This is a genomic window from Pseudomonas sp. TE21394, assembly GCF_054057835.1.
The window spans coordinates 2972682-2993707 of the sequence record NZ_JBSRZR010000001.1 but is presented as its reverse complement, the minus strand read 5'-3'; the positions used below and the strand labels follow the sequence as shown (position 1 = coordinate 2993707).

At 63.7% G+C, this 21026-nt stretch carries 18 protein-coding genes and 1 pseudogene; 9 read left to right on the top strand and 10 right to left on the bottom strand.

The window, feature by feature from the left end; genetic code table 11:
• The first annotated feature begins 188 nt into the window (after positions 1–188).
• Both ACVWZT_RS13820 and ACVWZT_RS13815 read left to right on the top strand, forming a co-directional pair.
• Positions 189–1442, top strand: a complete 1254-nt coding sequence (locus ACVWZT_RS13820) for an OprD family porin (protein ID WP_457469803.1) — start codon at positions 189–191, stop codon at positions 1440–1442.
• A 150-nt stretch (positions 1443–1592) separates the two neighbouring features.
• Complete coding sequence (locus tag ACVWZT_RS13815; RefSeq protein ID WP_296234062.1) at positions 1593–2105, top strand: Mpo1 family 2-hydroxy fatty acid dioxygenase; 513 nt, start codon at positions 1593–1595, stop codon at positions 2103–2105.
• Positions 2106–2161: 56 nt separating this feature from the next.
• On the opposite strand, the gene pcaC is transcribed toward ACVWZT_RS13815, so the two are convergent.
• From pcaC to pcaR, 9 genes are all read right to left on the bottom strand, one after another.
• Positions 2162–2554, bottom strand: a complete 393-nt coding sequence (gene pcaC, locus ACVWZT_RS13810; protein WP_047583944.1) for a 4-carboxymuconolactone decarboxylase — start codon at positions 2552–2554, stop codon at positions 2162–2164.
• Positions 2555–2564: 10 nt separating this feature from the next.
• Positions 2565–3356, bottom strand: a complete 792-nt coding sequence (gene pcaD, locus ACVWZT_RS13805) for a 3-oxoadipate enol-lactonase (RefSeq protein ID WP_457469800.1) — start codon at positions 3354–3356, stop codon at positions 2565–2567.
• A gap of 11 nt (positions 3357–3367) precedes the next feature.
• Positions 3368–4720: a 3-carboxy-cis,cis-muconate cycloisomerase gene (locus ACVWZT_RS13800; RefSeq protein ID WP_296234064.1), complete on the bottom strand. Its 1353-nt coding sequence runs from the start codon at positions 4718–4720 to the stop codon at positions 3368–3370.
• 9 nt (positions 4721–4729) lie between these two features.
• Positions 4730–6019 (bottom strand): MFS family transporter, encoded by a 1290-nt coding sequence (locus ACVWZT_RS13795; protein WP_296234065.1) that lies wholly within the window; start codon positions 6017–6019, stop codon positions 4730–4732.
• Positions 6020–6190: 171 nt separating this feature from the next.
• The gene (gene pcaF / locus ACVWZT_RS13790) at positions 6191–7396 is read right to left on the bottom strand and encodes a 3-oxoadipyl-CoA thiolase (RefSeq protein WP_296234194.1); all 1206 of its coding nucleotides are present in this window, start codon (positions 7394–7396) and stop codon (positions 6191–6193) included.
• Entirely contained in the window at positions 7393–8172 is a 780-nt protein-coding gene (locus ACVWZT_RS13785) for a CoA-transferase subunit beta (protein WP_225779102.1), read from the bottom strand. The genes pcaF and ACVWZT_RS13785 overlap by 4 nt, the downstream gene beginning before the upstream one ends.
• Complete coding sequence (locus ACVWZT_RS13780; RefSeq protein ID WP_296234066.1) at positions 8169–9029, bottom strand: CoA transferase subunit A; 861 nt, start codon at positions 9027–9029, stop codon at positions 8169–8171. Before ACVWZT_RS13780 ends, ACVWZT_RS13785 begins: the two co-directional genes overlap by 4 nt.
• 158 nt (positions 9030–9187) lie before the next feature.
• Entirely contained in the window at positions 9188–10534 is a 1347-nt protein-coding gene (locus ACVWZT_RS13775) for an aromatic acid/H+ symport family MFS transporter (protein WP_457469797.1), read from the bottom strand.
• A gap of 325 nt (positions 10535–10859) precedes the next feature.
• Complete coding sequence (gene pcaR / locus ACVWZT_RS13770) at positions 10860–11750, bottom strand: pca regulon transcriptional regulator PcaR (protein ID WP_296234071.1); 891 nt, start codon at positions 11748–11750, stop codon at positions 10860–10862.
• Positions 11751–12212: 462 nt separating this feature from the next.
• Between pcaR and ACVWZT_RS13765 the strand changes: the two genes are divergently transcribed.
• Both ACVWZT_RS13765 and ACVWZT_RS13760 read left to right on the top strand, forming a co-directional pair.
• The gene (locus tag ACVWZT_RS13765) at positions 12213–12413 is read left to right on the top strand and encodes a hypothetical protein (RefSeq protein WP_296234072.1); all 201 of its coding nucleotides are present in this window, start codon (positions 12213–12215) and stop codon (positions 12411–12413) included.
• Between the two features lie 309 nt (positions 12414–12722).
• Complete coding sequence (locus ACVWZT_RS13760; protein ID WP_296234075.1) at positions 12723–14195, top strand: inorganic phosphate transporter; 1473 nt, start codon at positions 12723–12725, stop codon at positions 14193–14195.
• 92 nt (positions 14196–14287) lie between these two features.
• On the opposite strand, the gene ACVWZT_RS13755 is transcribed toward ACVWZT_RS13760, so the two are convergent.
• On the bottom strand, positions 14288–15763 hold the full coding sequence (locus tag ACVWZT_RS13755) for a helicase HerA-like domain-containing protein (protein ID WP_457469794.1): 1476 nt from the start codon (positions 15761–15763) through the stop codon (positions 14288–14290).
• Positions 15764–15878: 115 nt separating this feature from the next.
• Here ACVWZT_RS13755 and ACVWZT_RS13750 point away from each other — a divergent pair.
• The 5 genes and pseudogenes from ACVWZT_RS13750 to ACVWZT_RS13730 form a co-directional block, all read left to right on the top strand.
• Positions 15879–16946: pseudogene (locus ACVWZT_RS13750) on the top strand (cache domain-containing protein); the annotation flags it as partial.
• 93 nt (positions 16947–17039) lie between these two features.
• Positions 17040–17804, top strand: coding sequence for a methyl-accepting chemotaxis protein (locus ACVWZT_RS13745; RefSeq protein WP_406822286.1), 765 nt, complete (start codon positions 17040–17042; stop codon positions 17802–17804).
• Positions 17805–17982: 178 nt separating this feature from the next.
• Positions 17983–19104 carry a glycosyltransferase family 4 protein gene (locus ACVWZT_RS13740; RefSeq protein WP_296234080.1) on the top strand — a complete coding sequence of 374 codons (1122 nt, stop codon included), beginning with the start codon at positions 17983–17985 and terminating at the stop codon, positions 19102–19104.
• On the top strand, positions 19097–19861 hold the full coding sequence (locus ACVWZT_RS13735) for a DUF2334 domain-containing protein (protein ID WP_457469792.1): 765 nt from the start codon (positions 19097–19099) through the stop codon (positions 19859–19861). Before ACVWZT_RS13740 ends, ACVWZT_RS13735 begins: the two co-directional genes overlap by 8 nt.
• Positions 19858–20850 carry a lysylphosphatidylglycerol synthase transmembrane domain-containing protein gene (locus ACVWZT_RS13730; protein ID WP_296234083.1) on the top strand — a complete coding sequence of 331 codons (993 nt, stop codon included), beginning with the start codon at positions 19858–19860 and terminating at the stop codon, positions 20848–20850. Before ACVWZT_RS13735 ends, ACVWZT_RS13730 begins: the two co-directional genes overlap by 4 nt.
• The last annotated feature ends 176 nt before the right edge of the window (positions 20851–21026 follow it).

Here is a 21026-nt window from a genome sequence, read left to right as displayed (position 1 = left end):
AATTAACCAACCGGAACATACCGTTCGATTATCGCCCGCTTCCGTTTGCGGCGAATTGCCTCACCCACGCCCCACCCCGCACCATCCTTTCCACGCAACGTTGCCCCGGTTCATCCCGAAGACCCGCACCTGCAGGCCGCATCCTGCAGCACACCGGCTCGCCCATAAAAACAAGAGATCCACGACAGATGAGCACTTTGCAACCCGCACGCCAGCTGCTGCCCGGCCTGTTGGCCATGTCCTGCGCCTTTCCGCTGTACGCCGCCGAGCGTGGCTTCATGGAGGACGCCAAGGCCACCCTCAACCTGCGCAATTTCTATATCAACCGCAACTTCGTCGACCCGGCCCACCCGCAGGCCAAGGCCGAGGAATGGACGCAGAGCTTCATCCTCGACGCCCGCTCCGGTTTTACCCAGGGTACCGTCGGTTTCGGCGTGGACGTACTGGGCCTGTACTCGGTCAAGCTCGACGGCGGCAAAGGCACCACCAACACCCACCTGTTGCCGGTGCACGACGATGGCCGCCCCGCCGATGACTTCGGCCGCCTGGGCGTGGCGCTGAAAGCCAGGCTGTCTGAAACCGAACTGAAAGTGGGTGAATGGATGCCGGTATTGCCTATCCTGCGTTCGGACGACGGCCGCTCGTTGCCACAGACCTTCCGTGGCGGCCAGCTGACCTCGAAGGAAATCGCCGGCCTGACCTTGTACGCCGGCCAGTTCCGCGGCAACAGCCCGCGCAACGATGCCAGCATGGAAGACATGTCGTTGAACGGCAAGGCGGCGTTCACTTCCGACCGCTTCAACTTTGCCGGCGGCGAGTACACCTTCAACGACAAGCGCACCATGATCGGCCTGTGGGACGCGCAGCTCAAGGACATCTACCGCCAGCAGTACCTCAACCTGGTGCACAGCCAGCCGCTGGGCGACTGGACCCTCGGCGCCAACCTGGGCTACTTCACCGGCAAGGAAGACGGCGCCGAACGCGCCGGCGAACTGGACAACCGCACCTCCTCGGCGCTGCTTTCGGCACGCTACCAGGGCCACACCTTCTATGTCGGCCTGCAGAAGGTCAGCGGCGACGACGCCTGGATGCGAGTCAACGGCACCAGCGGTGGCACCTTGGCCAACGACAGCTACAACTCCAGCTTCGACAATGCCAAGGAACGCTCCTGGCAGGTGCGCTATGACTTCAACTTCGCCACCATCGGCATACCCGGCCTGACCCTGATGAACCGTTACATCAAGGGTGACAACGTTACCGCGGGCGCCGTGGACGACGGCAAGGAATGGGCGCGGGAGACCGAACTGGCCTACGTGGTGCAATCGGGCAGCCTCAAGGACCTGTCGCTGAAGTGGCGCAACTCCACCATGCGCCGGGACTTCAGCACCAACGCGTTCGATGAGAACCGGTTGATCGTAAGCTACCCGCTGAACCTGCTTTGAGCCGCTGGATATGGCAGTGCAGGCCGCTGCCATTCGCCTGGCTGATGATGGTAGTGGCGACGGTCTATCCTGAGCTATATCGATTGCAGCACCGGCTTCCTTGCCGGTGCCAGCAAAACACCTCGATCCGGCAAACCAGGGAGGCACAACATGAAGAACCTCGTCGACCACCTGAGCCAATACGCCAGTTACCATCGCGACCCACGCAACATCGCCACCCACTTCGTGGGCATTCCCTTGATCGTACTGGCGGTCACCATCCTGCTGTCACGCCCAGGCTGGGACGTGGCCGGCATGTGGTGCTCCCCGGCATTGCTGGCAGCCGCGGCCTCGGTATGGTTCTACCTGCGCCTGGACGTACGCTTCGGGCTGGTGATGGGCCTGTTGCTGGGGCTTTGCCTGTGGGTCGGCCAGGTGCTGGCAGTACAGTCCACGGCACTGTGGCTTGGCAGTGGTCTGGCGGCGTTCGTGGTGGGCTGGATCATCCAGTTCGTCGGTCACTACTATGAAGGCCGCAAACCGGCATTCGTCGACGACGTCAGCGGCTTGATCATCGGGCCGCTGTTCGTGGTGGCAGAAGCAGCGTTCATGCTGGGCCTGTGCCCGGCCCTGAAGCAGGCCGTCGAGCGCAACGCCGGCCCGGTTGTGGCGCGCTCGTTGTAGGAGCGGCCTTGCGCCCTATCGCGACGCAAGGCGGCTCCTGAACAGACCGTGCAGGGTCAGCTGCGTGATTCCACACCCAGTTCATCCCACACCGATTCCGCCAGGTGGAAGGTGGCATTGGCCGCCGGAATGCCGCAATAGATCGCGCTCTGCATCAGCACTTCCTTGATTTCATCACGGGTCACGCCGTTGTTGGCAGCCGCGCGCAAGTGCAGCTTCAGTTCATCATTGCGGTTCATGCCGATCAGCATGGCGATGGTGATCAGGCTGCGTGTGTGCCGCGGTAGCCCCGGCCGGGTCCAGATGTCACCCCAGGCGTGGCGGGTGATCATTTCCTGGAACTCGCCGTTGAAATCGTTGAGTTTTTCCAGGCTGCGGTCCACATGGGCATCGCCAAGCACTGCGCGGCGTACTTGCATGCCGGCGTCGTAACGTTGTTTCTCGTCCATGGCAATAGCCTCAGTGAGCCAGCAGGAAGTCGAGCAAGCGGCGACTGAACGGCTCGCCGACCTCGACGTTGGACAGGTGCGCAGCCGGGAACTCGATGTACTCGGCTCCGTTGATCGCGGCTTGCATGAAGCGGCCATGTTCCGGCGTGGTCACCACGTCCTCGGTACCGGCCACTATCAGCGTCGGCACCTGGATCCGGCCCAGCTGCTCGCGGTAGTCGGCATCGCGCACCGCCGCGCAATTGCTGGCATAGCCTTGCGGGCTGGTCTGCGCCAGCATCTGGCAGATGCGCTGGGCCTGGGCTGGCTGGGCCTTGGCGAACGTCGGGGTAAACCAGCGGGCGATGGAGGTATCGCGCAGGTCGACCATGGCCTGCTGGCCGCCCTTGAGCACGGTGTCGATCCGGCTGTTCCATACTTCGTCGTTGGCTATCTTGGCAGCAGTGTTGCACAGCGTCAGGCTGTGCAGGCGCTGGCCGGCATTGATGCCCAGCCACTGGCCGATCAGGCCGCCCATCGACAGGCCGACGAAGTGCGCCTTGGCGATGTCCAGAGCGTCGAGCAGGGCCAAGACGTCACGACCCAGCTGCTCGATGGTGTATGGGCCTTCAGTGACCAGTGAGGCGCCGTGGCCACGGGTGTCGTAGCGCAGCACCCGCAGGTGCTGGCTCCACAAGGGGACCTGCGTGTCCCACATGCCCAGGTCGGTGCCCAACGAGTTGGACAGGACCAGCACCGGGGCGTTTTCCGGACCATCGATCTGGTAATTCAAAACGCCATCGGCCAGTTGCAAATGCGCCACAGCGGTCTCCTTCAGGCAGTAAAACGTTGATGTTCGGATACGGCGCGTGCCACCCAGACACGCGCCTGGCCCAGGTAATGGGCAGGGTCGAGCAAGCGGTCGAGCTCTTCGCCAGACAGTTCGGCACTGACCTGCGGTTCTTCTCCCAGCACCGCACGCAAGTGCCGCCGCTCGGCCACGGCGCGCTGGCAGCATTGCTCCAGCAGGTGGTGGGCGCGGTCGCGGCCCAACCGCTGGGCGAGTACGATGCTCACCGCCTCGGCCAGTACCAGCCCCTGGGTCAGGTCGAGGTTGGTGCGCATGCGCGCGGCATCCACCTCCATGCCCTCGGCAATCACCTGGGCCTGGCGCAACGCACCGGAAACCAGGCAGCAGATATCCGGCAGGGTTTCCCATTCGGCATGCCACAGGCCGAGGCTGCGTTCGTGCTCCTGGGGCATGGCGGCAAACAGCGTCGAGACCAGGCCCGGCACGCGGGTCGCCGCACCGATCAGCACAGCGGCTCCCACCGGGTTGCGTTTGTGCGGCATGGTCGAGGAGCCGCCCTTGCCTGGCGCGGAAGGCTCGAACAGCTCCCCGGCCTCGGTCTGCATCAGCAGGCTGACATCGCGGCCAAACTTGCCCAGGCTGCCAGCGATCAGGCCCAGCACTGCAGCGAACTCCACCAGGCGGTCACGCTGGGTGTGCCAGGGCTGCTCGGGCAGGCTCAGCTGAAGCTGAGCGGCCAGGGCTTCGGCGACCGGCATTGCCTTGCTGCCGAGGGCGGCCAGGCTACCCGAGGCGCCACCGAACTGCAGCACCAGCAGGCGTGGGCGCAGTTCCTGCAGGCGGTGCCGGTGACGGGTCACGGCCCCCAGCACACCGGCCAGTTTCATGCCCAGGGTCACCGGCGTGGCGTGTTGCAGCCAGGTGCGTCCCACCAGCGGCGTGTCGGCGTGCTGCAAGGCCTGGCGGGACAGGGTATCGGCCAGCCCGGCAAGGTCGGCCTCGATCAGGTCGAGGGCTGCGCGCAACTGCAGGACCAGGCCGGTATCCATCGCATCCTGGCTGGTGGCACCAAGGTGCACGTAGCGCTCGGCCTCGGGCACGCCACTGGCAATCACCTTGCCCAACGCCTTCACCAGGGGGATGGCCGAGTTGCCAGCGCTGGCAATCGCGTCGGCCAGCGCGCGCACGTCGTAGCGCTCGGCGTGGCAGGCCGCCTCGATTGCCGCGACGGCGCTGTGCGGAACCAGCCCGGCCGCAGCTTCGGCGCGTGCCAGCGCCGCTTCGAAATCGAGCATGCCTTGCAGCCGGCCGCGGTCGGAAAATATCTCGCGCATGGCCGGCGCGGTGAAGTAGGCGTCGAACAGTTGGTTGGTCATGCCACGTCCTTAATCATCGTGGTGCAGGTACGCCGCCTGCTTCGGCAGGCGCAGGCTGAACAGGAAAGCAATCGCCATCATCGCCGTCACGTACCAGTAGAAAGTGTTTTCCATGCCCAGGGACTTCAGGCCCAGGGCCACGTATTCGGCCGAACCGCCGAACGCCGCGTTGGCCACCGCATAGGCCAGGCCCACACCCAACGCGCGCACTTGCGGCGGGAACATCTCGGCCTTCACCAGGCCGCTGATCGAGGTGTAGAAACTGACGATACACAGCGCCAGGGTAATCAGCACGAAGGCCATGAACGGGCTGGTCACGGTTTTCAACGCCATCAGCAACGGCACCGTGAACAGCGTCCCCAGGGCGCCGAACAGCAGCATCGAATTGCGCCGGCCGATACGGTCGGAGAGCATGCCGAAGAACGGCTGCAGCACCATGAACAGGAACAGCGCACCGGTCATCACGTAGCTGGCGTTTTTCGCCGTCATGCCAGCCGTGTTGACCAGGTATTTCTGCATGTAGGTGGTGAAGGTGTAGAAGATCAGCGAGCCACCGGCGGTATAGCCGAGCACAGTGATGAAAGCTGCCGCGTGGTTACTGAACAGCCCCTTGATAGTGCCGGCCTCCTTGCTCTGGCGGACTTCGGCGCTACTGGTCTCGTGCAGCGAGCGGCGCAGCATCAGCGAAATCAGCGCGGCGATGGCGCCGACCACGAACGGAATGCGCCAGCCCCAGGCGCGCAGCTCGTCCTCGGTGAGCAACTGCTGCAGGATCACCACCACCAGCACCGCCAGCAACTGGCCACCGATCAGGGTGACGTACTGGAACGAAGCAAAGAAACCGCGCTGGCCACGCAGGGCCACTTCACTCATGTAGGTGGCGGTGGTGCCGTACTCGCCGCCAACCGACAGGCCCTGGATCAGGCGGGCCAGCAATAGCAGTGCCGGGGCCCAGGTGCCGATGCTGGCATAGGTGGGCAGGCAGGCGATCATCAGTGAGCCAAAGCACATCATCAGCACCGAGATCATCAGGGAGTTCTTGCGTCCATGGCGGTCCGCGAGGCGGCCGAAGATCCAGCCCCCGATGGGGCGCATCAGAAAGCCTGCGGCGAACACGCCCGCCGTGTTCAGCAACTGCACGGTCGGGTCGTCGGAGGGAAAGAAAGCCGGGGCAAAGTAAATGGCACAGAAGGCGTAGACATAGAAGTCGAACCATTCCACCAGGTTGCCCGAGGAGGCACCGACGATAGCGAAGATGCGTTTGCTGCGTTCTTCGCCGGTGTAATAGATTGAGGTCATGGTGAGTTCACTCCTGGAGGGTCGCAGGTAATTCTAGACACACCTGGTAACACGCTCGTTCCGCCTTGGCCTTGCGTCCAAGGTTCGGCCTCTTCGCCAACAGGCCCCCACAGCAGGAGGCGTGGTCCCTCCTGTGGCAAAGGACGTGCCCAGCGAGGAGGCCGGTACAGGTCAAACCCGCTCGATGGCCAATGCCAGACCTTGACCAACGCCTACGCACATGGTCGCCAGGCCTTTACGCCCACCGCTCTTCTCCAGCTGGTGCAGCGCAGTCAGTACCAGGCGCGCACCACTCATGCCCAGCGGGTGGCCCAGGGCGATCGCACCGCCGTTGGGGTTCACCTGCGGCGCATCGTCGGCTATGCCAAGCTCGCGCAGCACGGCCAAACCTTGGCTGGCAAAGGCTTCGTTGAGCTCGATCACATCGAAGTCGTTCACTGCGATACCCAGGCGCTCGGTCAGCTTGCGCACCGCCGGCACCGGGCCGATGCCCATCACCCGCGGCGCGACACCGGCACTGGCCATGCCCAGCACCCGTGCGCGTGGGGTCAGGCCGTGCTTCTGCACCGCTTCGGCCGAGGCCAGGATCAGCGCCGCAGCGCCGTCATTCACGCCCGAAGCGTTGCCCGCGGTGACGGTCTTGTCGGGGCCGTTGACCGGCTTGAGCCGGGCCAGCGCCTCCAGGGTCGTCTCCGGGCGCAGGTGCTCATCATGCTCGACGACAGTTTCGCCTTTCTTGTGGGCGATACGCACCGGCACGATCTCTTCGGCAAAGAAACCGGCGGCCTGGGCAGCGGCGGCCTTCTGCTGGCTGCGCAGGGCGAAGGCGTCCTGGTCGGCACGCGCAACCTGGTAATCATCAGCTACGTTGTCGGCGGTTTCCGGCATCGAATCCACACCGTACTGGCTCTTCATCAGCGGGTTGATGAAACGCCAGCCAATGGTGGTGTCTTCGAGTTTCATGTTGCGCGAGTAGCCGCTCTCGGCCTTGCCCATGACGAACGGGGCACGCGACATCGACTCGACGCCGCCGGCGACCGCCAGCTCCATTTCGCCGCTGGCGATGGCGCGGAACGCGGTGCCGATGGCATCCATGCCCGAAGCACACAGGCGGTTCAGGGTGACGCCGGGGATGCTCTGCGGCAGGCCGGCCAGCAACAGGGCCATGCGTGCCACGTTGCGGTTGTCTTCACCGGCCTGGTTGGCGCAGCCGAAGAACACTTCGTCCAGCTGCTCCCATTGCACGCTGGGGTTGCGCTCGATCAGCGCCTTCAGCGGAACGGCGGCCAGGTCGTCGGCACGCACGCCGGCCAGCGCGCCGCCGAAGCGGCCGATCGGGGTACGGATGGCGTCACAGATGAATACGTCGCGCATCAGGCTTCTCCTGCCACCTGGCCATGGGCCGCGGCGGTGCGGGCTTCGAGGTCGCGCAAGGCGGACAGCTCGACTGCGGTGGGTTCGGCAGTGGTCTGCACGTCGTCGGCAAAGCGGATCGCCCAGCCGGTGGCAGCGATGATCTGTTCACGGGTCACCCCCGGGTGGATGGCGGTGACGACGAACTCGTTGGTGCCAGCTTCCGGCTCCATGATGCACAGGTCAGTGATGATGCCGACCGGGCCGTCGCCTGGCAGGCCAAGGCGCTTGCGCGAATCGCCGCCTTCGCCGTGGCCGACCGAGGTGATGAAATCCAGCTTGTCGACGAAGGCACGCGGCGACTGCTTGAGGATGATCAACACCTGTTTGGCGGAACCGGCGATCTCCGGTGCGCCACCGGCGCCTGGCAGGCGGGTTTTCGGGGCGTGGTAGTCACCGACCACGGTGGTGTTGATGTTGCCGAAGCGGTCGACCTGCGCGGCGCCAAGGAAGCCGACATCGATGCGACCACCCTGCAGCCAGTAGCGGAATATCTCGCCGGTCGGCACCACGGTGTCGGCGGTCTCGGCCAGCTCGCCGTCGCCGATCGACAGCGGCAGCACGCTTGGCTTGGCGCCGATCGGGCCGGACTCGTAGATCAGCACCACGTCAGGCGACGAGGTCAGGCGCGCCAGGTTGGCGGCCTTGGACGGCAGGCCGATGCCGACGAAGCATACAGCACCATTGCGCAGGCGACGGGCTGCGGCGACGGTCATCATTTCGGAAGTGGAGTAGCTCATTGTGCGGCCTCCGCAGTGCTGGCCAGCCTGGCCTTGAATTCGTTGAAATCGGCAGTGCCGCGGATGTAGGTGTCGATCCAGGCGGTGAATGTTTCGCGGTTACGCGCGATCGGGTCCCAGGCCTGGTAGAAGCGGTTGTCACGCTCGTAGTAGCCGTGGGCGTAGGACGGGTGCGCGCCACCCGGCACCAGGCATACTGCGCTCAGAGCCCAGGTCGGCAGCACGCAGGCGTTCATCGGTGCCTGCAAATCGTCGACGATTTCCTCGACGGTGACGATGCAACGCTTGGCGGCCAGGGCAGCCTCCTTCTGTACACCGAGAATGCCCCACAGCAGCACGTTTCCCTTGCGGTCAGCCTTCTGCGCATGGATCACGGTCACGTCCGGGCGCACCGACGGCACCGCAGCCAGCACTTCACCGGTGAACGGGCAGGTCACGCTCTTGATCAGTGGGTTGACTTTCGGCAGGTCGGAACCGGCATAGGCACGCAGTACGGCGAATGGCAGGCCCGAGGCACCCGCGACGTATGCGTTGGCCAGGTCGGCGTGGCTATGCTCTTCGATCTCGATAGCGTGCGGCCATTGCTTTTCGACGGCATCACGCAGGCGGTGCAGCGAGCCGACACCCGGGTTGCCGCCCCAGGAGAAGATCAGCTTGCTGGCGCAACCAGCGCCGATCAGCTGGTCATAGATCAGGTCCGGGGTCATGCGCACCAGGGTCAGGTCGCGCTTGCCCTGGCGGATGATTTCGTGGCCGGCGGCAGTCGGGATCAGGTGGGTGAAACCTTCCAGGGCGACGGTATCGCCATCCTGGATGAACTGCTTCACGGCTTCGTGAAGCGAGAGAATTGCGGCCATTTGGAGACTCCTGGTCAGGATGCTTCGGTAAGCTCAGATTAAGGAGACTGGAGGGGGCCTTACAATCCGATAATCGACTATTTGTGCGATTATCGAACCAATTATTGCATCCCTACCAATCTCTTTTCGTTACCTTTACCGGCGTCCTCGCCTGCACATCAGGTCGCGTCAGCGTGGCTCACCAGCCCTTTCACGATCACCCCCACGGTCGCCAGCCCTGCCGGTACCAGCAGCGCCGTCAGCACCTGCTCGAAACTCCAGCCCAGGCCCAGCAGTGTCGCGCCACTCCAGGCACCGAGAATCGCTCCGAAGCGGCCAATACCCAGCATCCACGATACCCCCGTGGCCCTGCCCTGGGTCGGGTAGAAGCGTGCCGCCAGCGACGGCATGGCCGACTGCGCCCCGTTCACGCACATGCCGGCAACCAGCACCAGCGTGGCCAACAGCGTGATGTTGCCCAGGCTCTGCCCCACGGCGTAGGCGAACACTCCGGCCAGCAGGTAGAAAATGCCGATCACCTTGTGCGGGTTGAAGCGGTCCATGGCCCAGCCCACGCCAACGGCACTCAGGACGCCACCGAACTGGAACAGCGCGCCGATGAAAGCAGCCTGCTCCATGCTCGCGCCACTGTCGCGCATCAGCGTAGGCAGCCAGCTGGTCAGCAGATAGACGATGACCAGGCCCATGAAATAGGTCAGCCACAACAGCACGGTGCCCAGGCCATAAGTACCGGAGAAGATCACCGCGAACACGTTGCGTGCGGCCACGGCCTTCTGTTCCGGCACACTGAAGCTGCCGGCCTCGGCCACCAACCGCGGCGCGATGGGCGACAGGGCCTTGCGCACCTTGTCGCTGCCACGGTTGCGCACCACCAGGAACCGCGCCGACTCCGGCAGCCAGGCGATCAGTACCAGCGCCAGCAGCAACGGCAGCACGCCACCGATGACCAACAGACTATGCCAGCCGTAGGCCGGGATCATCTTTGCAGAAATGAAGCCGCCGCCAGCCATGCCAAGGTTGAAACCGCAGAACATGCTGGTCACCAGCAGCGACTTGAGCCGCTCGGGGGTGTATTCGGACAGCAGCGTGGTGGCGTTTGGCATGCCTGCACCAAGGCCCAGGCCGGTCAGGAAACGCAGCACCAGCAACTGGTCGACATTGGTGGCATAGGCCGATGCCAGGCTGAAGCCGCCGAACACCAGCACCGCCCCGACCAACACACCCTTGCGGCCAAACCGATCAGCCAGCGGGCCGGAGCCCAGGGCACCGAACACCATGCCGATCAGTGCGGCACTCATGACCGGGCCGAGGCTGGCGCGGTCGATCCCCCACTCCTGCGACAGGGCCGGGGCGATGAAGCCCATGGCGGCGGTGTCGAGGCCATCGAGGAAGACGATCAGGAAGCACAGCAGCACCACGCGCCATTGATAGCGGGACAGCGGCTGCTGATTGATGAACGACTGGACGTCGAGGCTTTTGCCGACGTTGGTTTGCGCTTGGTTCATTATTGTTATCCAGAATGAGGGCACAGCCAGGCCACTGCACGCGGTCAACCGGCACAGGGGGCATCAGTGGGGTGAGAACGGCTCGTGTCAGCCTGGATACAACGGGACTGCGCGCGAGTGCGGCCGCGCCAGCGCAGGGACAGTAGTCATGGTAAGTGCCTCTTGTATTTTTCTTGTTCGGTCAGCGCAGCCGACCGCTGCGAGAGACATTAATCAGCAGGCCGAAGTGAAGCAATTCGCCGCGAACGACACTGTGCGTTTATCGCACAGGAAACGGTTTTGCCTGTTCTCAATTTGAAAGGGGCGGCATGCGCCCCATGACTGCTCAGCCAAACAGCTGATGGCAAAGGTCCCGGCTGGCGGTCAGCAGAATCGGCAGGAAGCGCTGCTCCAGCTCGCTGCGCGTCACCCGCCCGACATGCGTACTCACGTTCAACGCCGCCAGCACCTGACCCGAAGCGTCATACACCGGCACCGCAATCGAGCGCAGCCCCTGCTCCAGTTCCTGGTCCACCACGCACCAGCCCTGGGCACGCACCTGCTGGATACAGGCGAACAGCGACTCGGGGTCGTGCAAGGTACGGCTGGTGCGGGCCTTCAGGTCTGCACGCTCCAGGTACTCGCGCAGGCTGGTGTCGTCCATCGCCGCCAGCAGGATACGCCCCATCGACGTGCAATAGGCCGGCAGGCGCCCGCCCACCGACAGGTCGACCGAGATCAGCCGCTCCACCGTGGCTGAACGGGCTATATAAAGAATATCGTCACCCTCGAGGGTGGCCATGTTGGCGGCCTCGTGCAACTGGTCGCTGATACGGTCCAGGTAAGGCTGGGCGGATATCGCCAACGGCGTTGATGACAGGTACGCATGGCCCAGCGTCAAGACTTTGGGCAATAACGAATAGGTGCGCCCGTCGGTAGTGGCATAGCCCAGCTTGATCAGCGTGTGCAGGCAACGGCGCACAGCTGCCCGGGGAATTTCGGTGCGGTGGCTGATCTGGGCGATGGTCAGGTGACGCTTGCGTTCCTGGAAGGCCTGTATCACGGCCAGGCCACGCGCCAGGGAGGTCATGAAGTCCGGATCGCCGGTAAAGGCCTGGATACGCTTGGCCGGCGACGCCACGATCGGCGGTGCCAGCGCTGTCGAGGCAGATCGTTCCTGCTCTGGAATGGCCGGGTCTGGATTGTCGGAATCGTTGGCCAGCTTTTCGTCACTCATTGCATACCTCAAAAAAAACACCCGCTCGTGCGATTATCGAACAAACGGCCGATAATCGCAATTGACCGCTGACACTTTTACTTATACCTTTCTCTCGCCACTTGTGGCTTCTTTGGAGAGACTGGTCAGGTACCCACCGTAGAAGTCCCAGGCAACGGCCTCGCCTTTCAGGCGAGGCCGTTTTTCATTCCACAGCCAGTCGAAAACCTCTATCCGCTCCGGCGACGAACTTTTTCCCGCCTTGCTTTTCGAACTTGCAGGAAGGTACGCACCGTTGTCGGACGCATCGTTACTTGTGTCGGAATATCAGAGCCGGTAAATAACGATGTTCATCTAAATAACGATTGCTATAATCGACCAGGCAGGCCGCAGCGCTGCAGCGGCAACGAGCCTTCAGCCGTATGACGCAGGCTGTACTGCACATGAAACAAACAGTCTTCAAACTTAATTCAGGTAATGCATGTGACGAAAGATGAACTGCGCGCAGAGTTGGAGCGCCAGGCTGAACGTTACAAGGAAGTCTATGGTGGTGAGGTAACTACTTACGCCGCACAACCGGATCCAGAACGCAAACCTTGGCGCAAGCGTGCCAGCGTGCGTGACCAGGCCTTCAGCCAGGAACTGGAGCGTATGGAAAAGGAACTGCGTAGCGACAACGCCTGAAGCCGGAACTCGCCAGGATCGCCGCCCCGCCTGCCCGGGCGGCCTCGATCTTTACCGCCAGGCCGAAGATGAAATGGAATCACACAAATTTCATACGGCCGTTTGAACGGTAGCGAGGCGACTTTTTAGCCGGATTTTTATCGATTTTCGTCGTGTTTTTCGCGTTTTGGCCGACATTTTCCTGACCGCTGGCACCGCCGTGCACTGCGCTCGGGACGTTGGAAGATTGCCATCGGTCTGTCGCAAATGCATCGATTGCCGCGGTTTTCTGGCATAATCCCGCCCCCCTATGACCGCCAGACAACCTTCATGATCGAATTATTCAGCGGACTGGATGCCTGGGTACTGGTGAGCCTGCTGCTCGCCCTGACCTTCGTACTCGCCTTCGAGTTCATCAATGGCTTTCATGACACCGCCAACGCGGTAGCCACCGTCATCTATACCAAAGCCATGCCGCCGCACCTCGCCGTGTTCTTCTCCGGCGTGTTCAACTTCCTTGGCGTTCTGCTCGGCGGTGTGGGGGTGGCCTATGCCATCGTGCACCTGCTGCCGGTAGAGCTGCTGATCAATGTGAACACCGGACACGGCCTGGCCATGGTCTTCTCGTTGCTGGCTGCGGCCATCACCTGGAACCTCGGCACCTGGTACTTCGGTATCCCGGCCTCCAGCTCGCACACGCTGATCGGCTCCATTCTTGGCGTCGGCCTGGCCAACGCGCTGATCAACGACATCCCGCTGGGCGACGGCGTCAACTGGCAGAAGGCGATCGACATCGCCATGTCGCTGGTGGTCTCGCCAATGGCCGGCTTCGCCGTCGCAGCCCTGGTGCTCATCGGCCTGAAGTGGTGGCGTCCGCTGTCGAAGATGCACAAGACCCCCGAGCAGCGTCGCAAGCTCGACGACAAGAAGCACCCGCCGTTCTGGAACCGCCTGGTACTGGTGGTTTCGGCCATGGGCGTGAGCTTCGTGCACGGTTCCAACGACGGCCAGAAAGGCATTGGCCTGATCATGCTGGTGCTGATCGGTATCGTCCCGGCCAAGTTCGTCCTCGACCTGAACAGCACCACCTACCAGATCGAGCGGACCCGCGACGCTACCCTGCACATGAGCCAGTTCTACCAGCGCAACGCCGCTACCCTGGGCGAGTTCCTGGCGCTGGGCAAGGCCAATGCCAGCGACCTGCCGGAGCGGTTCAGCTGCAACCCGAAGCAGACCGAACCGACCATTGCCGCGCTGCAATCTTCGCTGCAAGGCGTAACCGACTACCACAGCCTGGATGCGGAAAAGCGCGTTGAAGTACGTCGCTACCTGCTGTGCCTGGACGACACGGCGAAAAAGGTCGGCAAGCTACCAGGCCTGGAAGCCCGTGAAAAGGCCGACCTGGAAAAGCTGCGCAAGGACCTGACTGCCACCACCGAATACGCCCCGTTCTGGGTCATCGTTGCCGTCGCCCTGGCCTTGGGCCTGGGCACCATGGTTGGCTGGAAACGCGTGGTACTGACCGTTGGCGAGAAGATCGGCAAGCAGGGCATGACCTATGCCCAGGGCATGTCGGCACAGATCACCGCAGCCTGTGCCATCGGCATGGCCAACGTGTTCGCCCTGCCGGTATCGACCACCCACGTACTGTCGTCCGGCGTAGCCGGCACCATGGTCGCCAACAAGAGCGGCCTGCAAGGCGGCACCGTGAAGACCATCCTGCTGGCCTGGGTACTGACCCTGCCGGCGTCGATGGGCCTGGCGGCTGGCCTGTTCTGGCTGGCGTCGAAAGCCATTGGCTGAGTGACACCGCAATGAAAAAGGCGCCCTTGCAGGCGCCTTTTCAATATCCGCGTGGGTGCGGGTTTATCCGCGAAGGCGCCGTTACAGGCAACCTACCTTTTCCTGCCTCCCAGCAACGACCCCATCAGCCCCCGCACCAATTGCCGACCTAACTGGTTGGCCGCCTGGCGCACCGCCGACTTGATTGCCTGCCCCGCCGCACTTTGCAGGAACTCACCGGCCTTGTCGGCAAAACTTTCCTCGTCGGCCTGGGGCTGTGGTGCCGGCTCTACCGGCTCGCCCTTGCGCTGGCTGAGCATTTCATAGGCCGATTCACGGTCCACCGGCTTGTCATACCGCCCTGCCAGCGGGGAGGCAGCAGTCAGTGCACTACGCTCGGCGGCACTCAGCGGCCCGATACGCGACTGCGGTGGTGCAATCAACACGCGCTGCACCATTGCCGGTGTGCCCTTTTCTTCCAGCGTCCCCACCAGCGCCTCGCCAATGCCCAGCTCGGTCAGCACTGCCAGGGTGTCGAACGCCGGATTTGGGCGGAAACCATCTGCCACCGCGCGCAGCGACTTCTGTTCCCTGGCGGTGAACGCCCGCAGGCCATGCTGGATACGCAAGCCCAGTTGCGCCAGCACCGCATCCGGCAAATCCCCTGGCGACTGGGTGACAAAGTACACCCCAACCCCCTTGGAGCGAATCAGTCGCACCACCTGCTCCAGGCGGTCCTGCAACGCCTTGGGCGTATCGTTGAACAGCAAATGCGCTTCATCGAAGAACAACGCCAGCACCGGTTTGTCGGCATCACCGCGCTCGGGCAACTGCTCGAACAGTTCGGCCAGCAACCACAACAGGAAGGTCGCATACACCTTGGGCGCCTCGTGCACCAGGCGGCTGGCGTCCAGCAGGTGGATACGCCCGCGGCCATCCGGGTTTGCTCGCAGCAGGTCCTCGAGCTGCAACGCCGGCTCACCGAACAGCGCCTCGGCGCCCTGCTGTTCCAGGGTAGCCAGCCTGCGCAGCAGTGCCTGGGTGGAAGCCGCAGTCATCAGCGCGCTGTCTTCACCCAGCAGTTGCGGGTTGTCTTTCAGGTGCGTGAGCAGGGCCTTGAGGTCCTTGAGGTCCAGCAGCAGCAAGCCTTCACGGTCAGCCACCTTGAACGCCGCATACAGCGCCGCCTGCTGGCTGTCGCTCAGCTCCAGCAAGTTGCCCAGCAGCAACGGCCCCATCTCGCTGAGGGTGGTGCGCAACGGGTGACCGGACTGCCCGGCGATGTCCCACAAGCTCACCGGGTAGGCTTGCGGCCTGTGGCTTAGCCAGGGCATGCCGGCTATGCGCTCGGCCACCTTGCCCTGCGGCGCACCGGCAGCGCCCAGGCCGCACAGGTCGCCTTTGACATCGGCGGCAAACACCGCCACGCCCGCGTCACTGAATGCCTCCGCCAGGTGCTGCAGGGTGACGGTCTTGCCCGTACCGGTGGCGCCAGCCACCAGGCCATGGCGGTTGGCCAGCCTCATCGCCTGTCCGACTGGCAAGCCATCCGGGCCTGCACCTACAACAATGGTCGAAAATTCCGACATCTCTTTAATCCTCTGCTCAAGCTTTACCTGAATTCGGCCGATACCTGTGGGTGATATTTGCCTTGATAGAGAGGGACAACCGAAAAGGGACTTTTCGGGATCTTGCACGGCTGCGATGCCTTGCGTGCAAACGCCTGATACAAACCTTAGCGGAACCGATTACGCCATGAACAAAAGCCTTCGTTTCAGCCACAAGATTCTCTTGGCCGCATCACTGATCGTGATACTCGCCTTCAGCCTTTTTACGCTCTACAACGATTACCTCCAGCGTAATGCGATCCGCGAAGACCTGGAAAACTATCTGGCAGAAATGGGCGATTCCACTTCGAACAATATTCGCAACCTGTTCGAAGGCCGCATCAAGCTGGTGGAAAACCTGGCACAGAACATAGCCCAGGAGCCGGCCAGCGCCGACACCCTGCTGGGCCAGAACGCGCTGATCTCCAGCTTCCTCACGGTCTACGTTGGCAAGGTCGATGGCGGCTTCAGCGTGCGCCCCGATACCAAGATGCCCGACGGCTACGACCCGCGCACCCGCCCATGGTACAAGGACGGCCTGAATGCCGCCGGCACCATCCTCACCGAGCCGTACATCGACATGGCCACCAACAAGATGGTCATCGGCATCATCAGCAAGGTCGCCGGCAATGTCGGGGTTGTCGGTGGCGACCTGGCCCTCGACGGCCTGGTACAGATCATCAACTCGCTGAACTTCGGCGGCATGGGCTACGCCTTCCTGGTCAACGACCAGGGCAAGATCCTGGTGCACCCGGACAAGGGCCTGGTGATGAAGTCGCTGTCGGACTTGTTCCCGCAGCACACGCCAAAACTGACCGGTGAGCTGACCGAAGTGCAGAGCGATGGCCAGACCCGCCTGCTGACCTTCACCCCGATCACCGGCTTGCCGTCGGCAAACTGGTACATCGGCCTGTCGGTAGACAAGGACAAGGCCTTCGCGATGCTCAGCACCTTCCGCACCTCGGCAGTGATCGCCACGCTGGTGGCGGTGGTGATCATCATCGGCCTGCTCGGCCTGCTGATCCGCGTGCTGATGCAACCGCTGCACACCATGACCCGCGCGATGGAGGACATCGCCGAAGGCGAAGGTGACCTGACCAAGCGCCTGCGTATCCACAACCACGACGAATTCGGCGTCCTGGGCAGCGCATTCAACCGCTTCGTCGAGCGTATCCACAGTTCGATCCGCGAAGTGTCCTCGGCTACCGAGCAGGTCAACGAAGTGGCCCTGCGGGTGATCAGCGCTTCCAACTCGTCCATGACCAACTCCGACGAGCAGGCCAACCGCACCAACAGCGTGGCCGCCGCCATCAACGAACTGGGTGCCGCTGCCCAGGAAATTGCCGGCAACGCGGCCCAGGCTTCGCAGCATGCCAGCTCGGCGCGCCTGCTGGCCGAAGAGGGGCAGCAGGTGGTAGAGCGCAACATTGCGGCGATGAATCGCCTGTCCGACCTGATTGTCACCTCCAGCGCGCACATCGAGACGCTGAACAGCAAGACCGTCAACATCGGCCAGATCCTCGAAGTGATTACCAGCATTTCCCAGCAGACCAACCTGCTGGCACTGAATGCGGCCATCGAAGCGGCCCGTGCCGGTGAGGCCGGACGTGGTTTTGCCGTGGTTGCCGATGAAGTGCGCAACCTGGCGCACCGCACCCAGGAATCGGCGCAGCAGGTGCAGACCATGATCGAAGAACTGCAAGTCGGCGCCCGCGAGTCGGTCGAGACCATGGACCAGAGCCAGCGCCACAGCCAGGACAGCATGCAGATCGCCAACCAGGCCGGCGAACGCCTGGACAGCGTGACCGTGCGCATCGGCGAGATCGACGGCATGAACCAGTCGGTGGCCACCGCCACCGAAGAGCAGACCGCGGTGGTGGAGGCGATCAACATGGACATCAACGAGATCAACATGCTCAACCAGGAGGGCGTGGAGAACCTGCAGGCCACCCTGCGCGCCTGCTCCGACCTGGAACAGCAGGCCAGCCGCCTGAAGCAACTGGTGGGCAGCTTCCGTATCTGATTCCAGACTGCATCTGGCTTCTTCGCGGACATGCCCGCGAAGAAGCCGACACCGCTATTCCGTATTACCCCCGCCCAACCCCGATCGAACAAACTATCCTTCTGAAAGGTCAACTTTAAGGCGCGTCATCGCCGGCTTTGTACCGCCGGATGACAGACCCGAAGACGATCCCGGAGGGATGCTGATCGTGCACATCGCCGACATCACCATGTTCTACGCCCCCGCCAGCGGCGGCGTACGTACCTATCTTGATGCCAAACACCACCGCCTCGACGCCATCCACGGCGTGCGCCACAGCCTGCTGATACCCGGCGCCAGCGCACAACATGCCGATGGTATCTACCAGGTGCCTGCACCGCCCCTGCCGTTCGGCAATGGCTACCGCTTCCCGGTGCGCCTGGCCCCTTGGTGCAACGTACTGCGCAAGCTCAAGCCTGACCTGATCGAAGTCGGCGATCCCTACCTGACTGCCTGGGCTGCGCTGGAAGCACGGCGCCAGCTGAATGTGCCGGTAATCGGCTTCTACCATTCCGACCTGCCATTGCTGGTCAGCAACCGCATGGGCAACTGGTTCACACCCAACGTCGAAGCCTATGTCAGCAAGCTGTACGGCAACTTCGACCGGGTCCTGGCCCCTAGCCAGGTCATGGCCGACAAGCTGCGCCGCCTGGGCGTGCGGGACGTGCACGTGCAGCGCCTGGGCGTCGACCTGGGCACCTTCCACCCCAGCCGACGCGACCCGCAGCTGCGTGCCGAACTGGGCATTGCCGATACCAGCCGCCTGCTGATCTATGCCGGCCGTGGCTCGCGGGAGAAGAACCTGCCGGTACTGCTCGACTGCATGCAGCACCTTGGTCGCCCCTACCACCTGTTGCTGGTGGGTTCGAACATGCCGGCCAACGTGCCGCACAATGTCAGCGTGATCAACCACTTCTGCCCTGCCCCGGAAGTCGCCAGGCTGATGGCCAGCGCTGACCTGCTGGTGCATGCCGGCGACCAGGAAACCTTCGGTCTGGTCATACTCGAAGCCATGGCCAGCGCCACGCCGGTGGTGGCCGTACGTGCCGGTGCATTCGGCGAGATCGTCAACGACCACTGCGGGCGCCTGTGCCGACCGAACGATGGCCAGGCCATGGCAAGCGCGGTGCGCGAGGTATTCGAGGCCGGTGTACGCAAACTGGGTGCGCAGGCCCGCCGCCATGTCGAACAGAACTACTCCTGGGACAACGTGGTTGCCGGCCTGCTACAGCACTACCAGGCCGTGCTCGGCCACCAGCCGCAGGCACGCGCCCATGGTTGAGCCATTGCCGGGTGCGCGCAGCCTGATGCTGGTGTTGCACGATGTGGCCCCCGAGACCTGGCCAGACTACCAGCCCTTTGTCCAGGCGGTCGACGCCATGGGCGGCGTGCCCATGACCTGGCTGGTGGTACCGGACTTTCATCAGCGCAACCCACTGCTGCACTCGCCCGCTTTCTGCCGCCTGCTCGAACGGCGCCTGGCACAGGGCGACGAATTGGCCCTGCACGGCTATTACCATGCCGATGACAGCCCGCCACCGCGTACGCCCCGCGAATACTTCATGCGCCGCATCTATACCCATGAAGGCGAGTTCTACGCGCTCGACCAGCAACAGGCCCTGCAGCGCCTGCAACACGGCCTGGCCGTGTTCGGCCAGCAGGGCTGGCCCGTAGCCGGGTTTGTCGCCCCCGCCTGGCTGATGAGCGAAGGTACACGCCAGGCGTTGCGTCATCTGCCGCTGCGCTACACCAGCACACCACAGCACCTGTATCGCTTGCCTGAATTCACCGCGGTCGAGGCCCCAGGCCTGGTGTGGAGTGCCCGCAGCGCCTGGCGGCGCGGGCTGTCACGGCTGGTCTGCGACTGGCAATGTCGGCGTTGGCGCAATGCTGAAACCCTGCGCCTTGGCCTGCACCCGGTGGACATGCGTCATCGCAGCTCCCGCGAATACTGGCTGACCACCTTGCGCAAGCTCCTCGCACAGGGCCGCGAACCTCTGACCAAGTCGGCCTGGCTGGACCGCAAGGTCGGCTCATGAACCGCCTGGCATGGCTGGGTCTGGCGCTGCTCGGCGCGGTGCTGGTGCCGGCCTTGCTCGGTGGCAGCGGGCTGCTGCCCCGACTGCAGCGCTTCGACCCCAGCCTGCTACTGACCCTGCTTGGCATGATCCTGCTGTGCTGGGTCATCAACACCGTACGCCTGCGCCTGCTGCTCGGCCAGCAAGGTGCAAGGCTCGGGCGCCTGCGCAGCCTGGGCGTGGTGATGGCTACCGAGTTTGCCATCTGCACCACGCCCGGCGGTAGTGGCGGGCCCTTGACCCTGATGGCGCTGCTGGCGCGCGATCGCATCGGCCCGGCGCGCAGCGGCGCGGTGTTCGCCATGGACCAGTTGAACGACCTGGTGTTCTTCTTCTGCGCCATGCTGGCGATTGCCGGTTACGCCCTGTTCCACAGCCTGGGGCGTAGCCAGCAAGGCATGTTGCTGGGCAGCGCGCTGCTATTGTGCACGGCATTGGCCGCAGTGCTCGGGCTGTTGCGCTACCGCCGCACGGTGATGCGCCTGAATGGCCGCCTGTTGCGCCGCCTGGGCATCAGCCAGCAGCGTAAACGCCGCTGGGCGCGCAAACTGCTGCACTTCATCGATGCACTGGCGCAAACCTGGCGTCTGCCAAAACGCACGCTGATCCTGGTTTTCACCCTGACCTGCGTGCATTGGGGGCTGCGCTACAGCGTGTTGTACCTGGTGTTGCAGGGGCTGGGCGTCAACCTGGCGTGGATACCTAGCTTCCTGGTGCAGATGCTGTCACTCAGTGCCGGCCAGTTCAGCCTGCTGCCGGGCGGTGCCGGTGCCGCCGAGCTGACCTCGGCGAGCCTGTTGACGCCACTGGTGGGCAGTTCGACCGCGGCGGCAGCGATCGTGATATGGCGGGCGGTTACCTACTATTTCTACCTGTTGGCGGGTGGGCCGGTATTTGTGTTTCTGCTGGCGCGGCCGATGCTTGAGCGCTGGCGGCGTCAGGCGGGTTGAGCTGCTGCCAGAGTTCGGCGGCGCCCGGGAACTCGGTACCGTCGGTGACGGCCAGGGCGGCCGGGTCGTAGCGGGCCAGGCAGCCTTCGCCGAGGGTGGGCGGGGCGGCGGCGGTGGGTTGGTTGCGCTGCTTGGTCATTGCTGTTCCCTTCAGGATTGCCGGGGGCGCCCAGCGC